The 8,257-nt window shown below is 66.6% G+C and carries 8 protein-coding genes; 3 read left to right on the plus strand and 5 right to left on the minus strand.

The annotated features are described in order from the left end of the window. Together P3W75_RS14620 and P3W75_RS14625 are read right to left on the minus strand one after the other, a co-directional pair. On the minus strand, nucleotides 1–1,487 hold a 1,487-nt coding region (locus P3W75_RS14620), incomplete at its 3' end, for a methyl-accepting chemotaxis protein (protein ID WP_276228081.1). Between the two features lie 267 nt (nucleotides 1,488–1,754). Beyond that, entirely contained in the window at nucleotides 1,755–2,000 is a 246-nt protein-coding gene (locus P3W75_RS14625) for a DUF6868 family protein (protein WP_276228082.1), read from the minus strand. A gap of 220 nt (nucleotides 2,001–2,220) precedes the next feature. Here P3W75_RS14625 and P3W75_RS14630 point away from each other — a divergent pair, with 220 nt between their 5' ends. Continuing rightward, entirely contained in the window at nucleotides 2,221–3,522 is a 1,302-nt protein-coding gene (locus P3W75_RS14630; protein ID WP_276228083.1) for an MFS transporter, read from the plus strand. A 69-nt stretch (nucleotides 3,523–3,591) separates the two neighbouring features. On the opposite strand, the gene P3W75_RS14635 is transcribed toward P3W75_RS14630, so the two are convergent. Both P3W75_RS14635 and P3W75_RS14640 read right to left on the minus strand, forming a co-directional pair. After that, nucleotides 3,592–4,098, minus strand: coding sequence for a phage infection protein (locus P3W75_RS14635; protein WP_276228084.1), 507 nt, complete (start codon nucleotides 4,096–4,098; stop codon nucleotides 3,592–3,594). 365 nt (nucleotides 4,099–4,463) lie between these two features. Next, on the minus strand, nucleotides 4,464–4,934 hold the full coding sequence (locus P3W75_RS14640) for a phage infection protein (RefSeq protein ID WP_276228085.1): 471 nt from the start codon (nucleotides 4,932–4,934) through the stop codon (nucleotides 4,464–4,466). A gap of 475 nt (nucleotides 4,935–5,409) precedes the next feature. Here P3W75_RS14640 and P3W75_RS14645 point away from each other — a divergent pair, with 475 nt between their 5' ends. Beyond that, complete coding sequence (locus P3W75_RS14645) at nucleotides 5,410–7,473, plus strand: AsmA family protein (protein ID WP_276228086.1); 2,064 nt, start codon at nucleotides 5,410–5,412, stop codon at nucleotides 7,471–7,473. Between the two features lie 3 nt (nucleotides 7,474–7,476). Here the strand turns inward: P3W75_RS14645 and P3W75_RS14650 are convergent, their stop codons facing one another. Beyond that, nucleotides 7,477–7,926, minus strand: coding sequence for a GyrI-like domain-containing protein (locus P3W75_RS14650; RefSeq protein ID WP_276228087.1), 450 nt, complete (start codon nucleotides 7,924–7,926; stop codon nucleotides 7,477–7,479). A 114-nt stretch (nucleotides 7,927–8,040) separates the two neighbouring features. Here P3W75_RS14650 and P3W75_RS14655 point away from each other — a divergent pair. Beyond that, on the plus strand, nucleotides 8,041–8,257 hold a 217-nt coding region (locus P3W75_RS14655), incomplete at its 3' end, for a hypothetical protein (RefSeq protein ID WP_430765376.1).

The raw sequence follows: 8,257 nt of genomic DNA on the forward strand, positions 1-8,257 counted from the left end.
CGGGCGGCTTCGATGGCGGCGTTGAGCGCCAGCAGGTTGGTCTGCTCGGCCACCGACTTGATCACGTCCATGACCTTGCCGATCTTCTCGCTTTCCTGTTCCAGGCGCTGCATGGCGTCGGCGGAGCGTTCCACTTCCTCGGCCAGGCGCTCGATCTGTTCCACCGCCTGGTTCACCACGCGGTCGCCGTCGTGGGCTTCGCGGTCGGCGGCGGAGGCGGCCTGGGAGGCCTGCTCGGCATTGCGCGCCACTTCCTGCACGGTGGCGGACATCTCGTGCATGGCGGTGGCCACCTGGTCGGTCTCCACCTTCTGGCTGTTGGCGCCGGCGCTGGTCTGCTCGGTGACCGCCGAGAGTTCCTCGGCGGCGCTGGCGATCTGGGTGACGCCGTCGCGGATGCCGCCGATGAGTTCGCGCAGGCTGCGGCTCATGCGCTGCATGCTCTGTTGCAGGCGGCCGAGTTCGTCGCGGCGCTGGACCTGGATGTCCTGCGACAGGTCGCCGGCGGCGATGCGGTCGACCACCGCCATGGTGGCGTGCAGCGGGCCGGTGATCTGCCGGGTGATGACCAGCGCGGCCAGGCCGCCGAGCACCAGTGCCAGCAGGGTGAACAGGCTCTGCAGGCTGCGCGCGCGGGCGCTTTCGGCGTCGCGGCGGTCCAGTTGCAGCTGGTACAGGGCTTCGCTGATCTTGACGATGTCCTGGCCCTGGGTGGTCATTTCCTTGCGCGCCTGGACGATGCTGGCCATGTTCGTGCGCAGGGTCTGCACGGCGTCGCGGTAGGCGCGCAGGGCCTCGCCGAGCTGCCGGACGCGGGCCGCCTGGTCGACGCCGAGCACGCTTTCCAGGGCTGGCAGGCCGGCGATGCTTTCGTCGAGCTGGCGGGTCACGCCGTCGCCGTTGCCGGTGAGGGCGGTGGCCAGGTAGTCGCGCACGTCGTAGCGGGCCTGCAGCAGGTCCTCGCGGGTGCGGCTGATGGCCTGGTAGCGGGTGGAGCGCTCTTCATCGGCCGGGGCCTTGAGTACCTGTTCCTGGATCTGCGCGCTCAGCTCGCCGGCGCGGGCGGCGTTGTCCTGCAGGGCGCGGCGGGTGACGGCGGCGCCCTGGTAGCCGTTGCGCATGGCCGCCAGGGATTTCTCGTAGTCGGCGATCACGCCGCCGAGCTGGTCGAGCATGCGAACATTTTCGGGGCTGACGAAGAAGCCGCGCAGTTTCTGCTGCTGGGCCTTGAAGTCGGCCAGGGTGCTCATGACCGTGGCGGCTTCCTGATCGCCGCCGTCGGCGATCATGTATTGCAGGCGGGCGATGCGCAGCTTGGTGAGGCGGGCATTGAGCTCGGTGATGTCGCTCATCCAGTTGCTGCGGTCGATCAGCGAGCCCAGGCCGACCCAGCTGACCACCGCGAGGATGGCGGTAAAGGCCAGCACCACGCCGAAGCCCAGGGCCAACTTGAGGTTCACGCTCAGGTTGGATATCCAGCTATTCATTGACGATCTCCAAAATGGGTTCTGTGAAGTCAGGCCTTCGGAGATTGTTCTTGTTGGGGGCCAGTGCGGGGCGTACCACGCCAGGGGAGTATCGGCAGGCCTGGGCGAATTCCGTAGGCCAAAGTGGGAAAAATCTGGCGCCACAAATCAGACACGCACCGGACGGCGCTTTTCGTAGGAGCGAGCTTGCTCGCGAACGGGGCGTAGAGGGCTCGCGGGCGTGGTCCGCTTACGGGGGATGTGGGCGACTGCAGGGTGCGGAAGTCCTCAGTCGCCGGTTATCCACAAGGCCAGCAGCGGCGTCAGGTTCAGCAGCAGGATGCCGATCTTGTAGACGGCCATGCCGCCGTAATGCAGGGCGTCGAAGGTTTCCGGGGCCAGGCCGAACCAGTGCTTGTGCAGGCGGTAGAGGTCGTCGTGGGCGAGGCTGAAGGCGCCGAACCAGAGCAGCAGCACCGCGTAGTTGATGAGCAGGCACCAGAGCAGGAATTCCCGAGGGTCGTGGAGGTTCATGGCGTTCTCCGGGGGAGGGCTTTCTGCATTCGAGGCCGCCAGTGTCGGACGGTTCCGACGGTTGCCGGACGTCGCGGCCAATGGCGGCGCCCCGGGCCCGCGTGGATAATGCGCGGCTGTCGCGCCGGGCTTTCCGGCGCGGCCCCGGCCGCTTTTCGTGCAATGGCCGAGCTCCCACTTTCGTCCGCCGTGGCGCCGCGTCGCCCGGCCAGGTAGCCCCATGTTCAGCCCGCTCGTGACGTTCCCCGCGCTCTACACTGCCACCCTCCTGATGCTGGCCGGTTCCGGCCTGTTCACCACCTACATGGGTCTGCGCCTGACTGCCGAAGGCGCCGGCGACCTGTGGGTGGGCGGGCTGATGGCGGCCTACTATTTCGGCCTGGTCTGCGGCGGCAAGTTCGGCCACAAGCTGATCGCCGGCTTCGGCCACATCCGTTCCTACGTCGCCTGCGCCGGCCTGGCCACGGTGATCGTGCTGCTGCACGCGCTGGTGGACAACCTCGGCGTGTGGGTGGCGCTGCGCTTCGTGATGGGCGCGGTGATGATGAACCAGTACATGGTGATCGAGAGCTGGCTCAACGAGCAGGCCGAGGGCCACCAGCGCGGCAAGGTGTTCGCCGGCTACATGGTGGCGGTGGACCTGGGCCTGGTGGTCGGCCAGGGCCTGCTGGCGCTGAGCCCGGTGCTGGACTACAAGCCGCTGCTGCTGGTGGCGATCTGCTTCTCGGCGTGCCTGATCCCGCTGGCGCTGACCCGCCGCGTGCACCCGGCCAAGCTGGTGGCGGCACCGCTGGAGATCGGCTTCTTCTGGAAGCGCGTGCCGCAGTCGCTGGGCACCATTTTCGTCGCCGGCCTGATGGTCGGCGCCTTCTACGGCCTGGCGCCGGTGTACGCCAACCGCAATGGCCTGGATACCTCGCAGTCGAGCCTGTTCGTGGGCATGTGCATCGTCGCCGGCTTCTGCGCGCAGTGGCCGCTGGGCTGGCTGTCGGACCGGGTCAACCGCAGCTGGCTGATCCGTGGCAACGCCCTGCTGCTGTGCGTGGCCGCGGCGCCCATGTGGGGGCTGATCGAGCTGCCGTACTGGGCGCTGCTGGCCAACGGCTTCATCACCGGCATGCTGTTGTTCACCCTCTACCCGCTGACGGTGGCGCTGGCCAACGACCATGTCGAGCAGCCGCGCCGCGTGGCGCTCTCGGCCATGCTGCTGACCACCTACGGGGTGGGCGCGTGCATCGGCCCGCTGTTCGCCGGCGCGATGATGAGCCACTTCGGCCCGGGCATGTTCTACATGCTGGTATCGGCCTACGCGCTGCTGCTGATCTTCTGGGTGCAGCCCAAGCGCGTCACTGGTATCCACCGTGTCGACGAGGCGCCGCTGCACCACGTGGCCATGCCGGATACCGTCAGCCCCATGGCCGCCACCCTCGACCCGCGCGTGGACGAGGTGCCCGAGGAACTGGTGGTGGAGGCGCCGCCGACCATCGGCCGCTCCGACGGCTCGCCCGACCAGGCGAACTGAACCTGCGAACATGAGAAAGCCCGGCGAATGCCGGGCTTTTCTTTCACCTTGCGGTGTACCTCGTGGCGCTTAGGCCTGGCGCAGGTGGGCGTTGAACACAGTGTCGCCACCGGACTCGGCTACGCGCATGTCAGCGTGCAGGCGGTCGACGCTGTGGCTGCTGCCGTTCTCGGCGACGCGGGCTTCTTCACCACCCATTTGCTTGTGCAGGCGGTCGATGGTGCTGGCGCTGCCGTTTTCCGCTACGCGGGCTTCTTCACCGGTCATTTGCTTGTGCAGACGGTCGATGCTGTTGGCGCTGCCGTTCTCGGCCACGCGGGACTCGCTGCCCATCTGCTGGTGCAGGCGGTCGATAGTCTGGTTGCTGCCGTTTTCCGAAACGCGCACCTGGTCGCTCAGTTGCTTGTGCAGGCGATCGATGGTCTGGCCGCTGCCGTTCTCGGCGACGCGGGCCTGCATTTGCTGGTGCAGACGGTCGACGCTGTTGGACGAGCCGTTTTCGGCCACTTGCGCCGGGGCGGCGAAGGCGAGGTTGGCGGCGATCAGGGTAAGGGCGAAGGCGAGGGTGCGTTTCATGATGGTTGGCTCCTGGGGAATGGGGTGTTTCTTCTGGACACGGAGCTATTGTCTGATCTGGATCATCGATTTAGAAACGAACTCGGCCAATGGTCGATATCGATGTGGGTGATGTTTAATTAATCTTTTTAAAAACAATAAGTTGATTTTAATTTTTGACTTCTATCAATGGCCTCGATAGGGCTTATCGAGCCAATCATTAATATCTACTTATTGGATCAGTTGTTCGGAAAATCTGCTCCAGGTCAGGGTTGGTGCGGCTTTCCGAGGAATTCGAGGGCGGGATCGGGAGGGCTTCTGGCGGGAATAAGAAAGCCCGGCCGGGGCCGGGCTTTTCTCTCACCTTGCGGTGTACTGCCTTGGGGTCATGCTTGGCGCAGGTGGGTGTTGAAGACAGTGTCACCACCGGATTCGGCGACGCTCATTGCACCGTGCAGGCGGTCGACGGTATGGCTGCTGCCGTTCTCGGCGACGCGGGCCTCGTTGCTCAGTTGCTTGTGCAGGCGGTCGATGGTGTGGTCGCTGCCGTTCTCCGCTACGCGAGCTTCGTTGCCCATCTGCTGGTGCAGACGGTCGATGGTCTGGTTGCTGCCGTTTTCAGCGACGCGGGCTTCGTTGCTCAGCTGCTTGTGCAGGCGATCGATGGTGTGGTCGCTGCCATTCTCGGCGACGCGAACCTGTTCGCTCATCTGTTTGTGCAGACGGTCGACGCTGTTGGACGTGCCACTCTCGGCTACTTGCGCCGGAGCTTGGGCGGAGACCGCGGCCGGGGCGGCAAAAGCCAGGTTGGCGGCGATCAGGGAAAGGGCGAAACCGAAGGCGAGGGTGCGTTTCATGATGGTTGGCTCCTGGAGGAAAGGGGTGTTGTTCTGGACACGGAGCCAGTATCTGATCTGGATTGTTGATTTAAAAACGAACGTGGCTAATGGTCGCTATCGATGCCGATGATGTTTATAAAATATGTATTAAAACAATAAGTTGAATTTGTTTATTGCTTTTATATAGTGATTTAAAGGCGCTTTTTGAGAAGATTGTTTTAATCTGTTTATTAGATGTATCTATCGGCGTGACAGACTGGAACTATCGCTGGAACGCTCCGGCGGGCCATCGGGGCGCGTGCTTGGCCGCGAGTGCGTGGCGCGGGGCGGCGTCTGATTTTTCCCGCGTGGGTGAGATTTCCGGCATTTCGCCGGCCTGGCGCGGTCCAACCCGGCATGGGCTGGCGGCTGGCATCGCGCGCCGGCAATGCGCACACTGTTGGGCGACTGTGCCAGGGCGCACCACCACCGACGCGGCTACAAGGAGTTCTGCATGACGCGCGGCCAGAAAATCTGCCTTTATAGCTTCGCCAGCCTGCTCACCCTGCTGGTGGCGGCGCTGGTGTTCATCGCCACCTTCGACTGGAACCGCGCGCGGCCGTTGATCAACGACAAGGTCTCCGCCGCCATCGGTCGTCCCTTCGCCATCAACGGCGACCTGCAGGTGCTCTGGCAGCGCGAGCCGGAGCAGGGTGGCTGGCGCGCCTGGGTGCCCTGGCCGCACTTCGCCGCCAGCGACATCACCCTGGGCAATCCCGACTGGGCGGCGGGCAAGACCCGCGCGGCGAACTTCGCCAGCCTGGCCCACGTGGAGTTCCGCCTGTCGCCGCTGCCGCTGCTATGGCGCCAGGTGGTGATCCCGCAGGTGCGCCTGACCCAGCCCAGCGCCGACCTGCTGCGCCTGGCCGACGGCCGCGCGAACTGGACCTTCACCTTGCCGCCCAAGGAGGCGGGCGCGCCCGAGGAGCCCACGCCCTGGTCGCTGGCCATCGGTGAGATCGGCTTCGACAAGGGCCGCGTCGGCTTCGACGACCAGACCCTGAAGACCCGCCTGGAAGTGCTGGTGGACACCCTCGGCAAGCCGGTGCCCTTCGCCCAGCTGGCCGGCAAGGCGGTCGGCGGTGAACAGGCGGCGGCGACCCAGGACTATGTGTTCGGCTGGAAGGTCAGCGGCACCTACAAGGGCCTGCCGCTGAGCGGTGCGGGCAAGGTCGGCGGGGTGCTGGCCCTGGAGGACGCCAGCCGGCCGTTCCCGCTGCAGGCCGAGGTGAAGGTGGGCGACACCCGCGCGGCGGTGGTCGGCACCCTGACCGACCCGCTCAACCTCGGCGCGCTGGACCTGCGCCTGAAGCTGGCCGGCAGCAGCATGGCCAACCTCTTCCCGCTGACCGGCGTGACCCTGCCGGATACCCCGGCCTACGCCACCGACGGGCGCCTGCGCGCGCAACTGCACGACCCCGCCGGGGCGCGCTTCGAGTACCAGGCGTTCAATGGCAAGGTGGGCGAGAGCGACCTGCATGGCAGCCTCACCTTCGTCAACGCGCAGCCGCGGCCCACGCTCAGCGGCAAGCTGACCTCGGAGCAGTTGCGCATGGCCGACCTCGGCCCGCTGATCGGCGCCGACAGCAACGCGCAGAAGCAGGCGCGCGGGCAGAGCACTCGCCAGCCGGCGGACAAGGTGCTGCCGGTGGAGGAGTTCCGCACCGAACGCTGGCGCGCCATGGACGCCGACGTGGAGTTCGCCGGCAAGCGCATCATCCACAGCGACAAGCTGCCGATCAGCGACCTGCAGACCCACCTGCGCCTGGAAGACGGCCTGCTGCGCCTGGACCCGCTGCGCTTCGGCGTGGCCGGCGGCAGCCTCACCGCGCAGATCCGCCTGGACGGCGGCAAGAATCCGCTGCAGAGCAAGGTGCAGTTGCAGGCGCGCGGCTTCAAGCTGAAACAGCTGTTCCCGACCTTCGCGCCGATGCAGAGCAGCTTCGGCGAGCTGAACGGCGACGCCAGCCTGAGCGGCACCGGCAACTCGGTGGCGGCGATCCTCGGCGGCGCCAACGGCGACCTCAAGCTGCTGGTCAACGACGGGCGGATCAGCAAGGGGCTGATGGAAATCGCCGGGCTCAACGTCGGCAACTACGTGGTGGCCAAGCTGTTCGGCGACGACGACGTGAAGATCAATTGCGCGGCGGCCGACGTCGGCATCGCCAAGGGCCTGGCCACGCCGCGCATCTTCGCCTTCGACACCGAGAACGCGATCATCAATGTCGAAGGCAGCGCCAACTTCGCCAACGAGAAGCTGGACCTGGACATCATCCCCCACAGCAAGGGCGTGCGGCTGTTCTCGCTGCGCTCGCCGCTGTATGTGCAGGGCACGTTCAAGAACCCGCAGGCCGGGGTGCACGCCGGCCCGCTGATCGCCCGCGGCGCCGGCATGGTCGCCCTGGGCGTGGCGGTGGGGCCGGCTGCGGGGCTGCTGGCACTGATCGCCCCGAGCAAGAGCGAAGACGACCAGTGCAGCGGGCTGCTGGCGCAGATGAAGCAGCCGGCCAAGCGCTGAGGGTCAGTACACCGGGACGTACAGCTCCACCTGCGAGCGGGCGTCGTCGGGGCCGAGGAAGGCTTCGCCGTATCGTTCGAACGCTGGCCCCTGGCGCGGCTCCAGGCCGCGCAGGGCGAGCAGTTCGGCGTAGATGCGCTGGAAGCTCTCGGCGATCTGCTCCACCGTGCCCTGGTGGATGAACACCGCGTACTTCTGCGCCGGCACCTGGAACGCCAGCATGCCTTCGGGCACCGCGCCGCCGCTGCTCTCGGCGCCGGCGATGTAGCGGAAGGCGCCGGCTTCGCCCTGGGCGCACAGGCCATACAGCACCTGGGCGTCGGTGCGCCCGGCGATGCTCGCGGCGCGCGGCAGGAAGGCCTGCCACAGCTGGCGCACGCTGCCGTCGCGCTCGGCGTGGAATTCCTGGCCGACCAGGGTGAAGGCGGGCCGTTCGACGATCCGGTGTTTCATGGCGTGGGTTTCCTGTCTGGCTGCAGGGGGATGATAGACGGCAGCCAGAATGCCTGAATGTTTTGCCCGCTGTCCGGTCCATCCCTCTGTGCCCATTCACAGAAGGAGTTCGCCATGCCTCGCAGCGCTACGCAGAGCTCGTCACACCAGGCGCAGCACAGCGCGCACATCCACTCGCACTACGCCACGCTGGGCTTCAGCCCGGAGGAGCTGGACGCCCTGGCCAAGGCCGGGCGGCGCAGCAAGCCGGCCATCGCCAGGCTGCTTGGCATGACGCGCAAGGAGTTGCTGGCGCGGGCCACCCGTGCCGGGGTGCGCGGGCGCTGGCGGA

It is taken from the genome of Pseudomonas citronellolis, from assembly GCF_029335315.1.
Classification (GTDB): Bacteria; Pseudomonadota; Gammaproteobacteria; order Pseudomonadales; family Pseudomonadaceae; genus Pseudomonas; species Pseudomonas citronellolis_A.

Excerpts from the sequence above, each read along its gene's own strand:
- P3W75_RS14630 (WP_276228083.1), top strand. The coding sequence starts at position 2,221 with ATGTTCAGCCCGCTCGTGACGTTCCCCGCGCTCTACACTGCCACCCTC.
- P3W75_RS14640 (WP_276228085.1), bottom strand. The coding sequence starts at position 4,934 with ATGAAACGCACCCTCGCCTTCGGTTTCGCCCTTTCCCTGATCGCCGCC.
- P3W75_RS14645 (WP_276228086.1), top strand. The coding sequence starts at position 5,410 with ATGACGCGCGGCCAGAAAATCTGCCTTTATAGCTTCGCCAGCCTGCTC.
- P3W75_RS14635 (WP_276228084.1), bottom strand. The coding sequence starts at position 4,098 with ATGAAACGCACCCTCGCCTTCGCCCTTACCCTGATCGCCGCCAACCTC.
- P3W75_RS14625 (WP_276228082.1), bottom strand. The coding sequence starts at position 2,000 with ATGAACCTCCACGACCCTCGGGAATTCCTGCTCTGGTGCCTGCTCATC.
- P3W75_RS14650 (WP_276228087.1), bottom strand. The coding sequence starts at position 7,926 with ATGAAACACCGGATCGTCGAACGGCCCGCCTTCACCCTGGTCGGCCAG.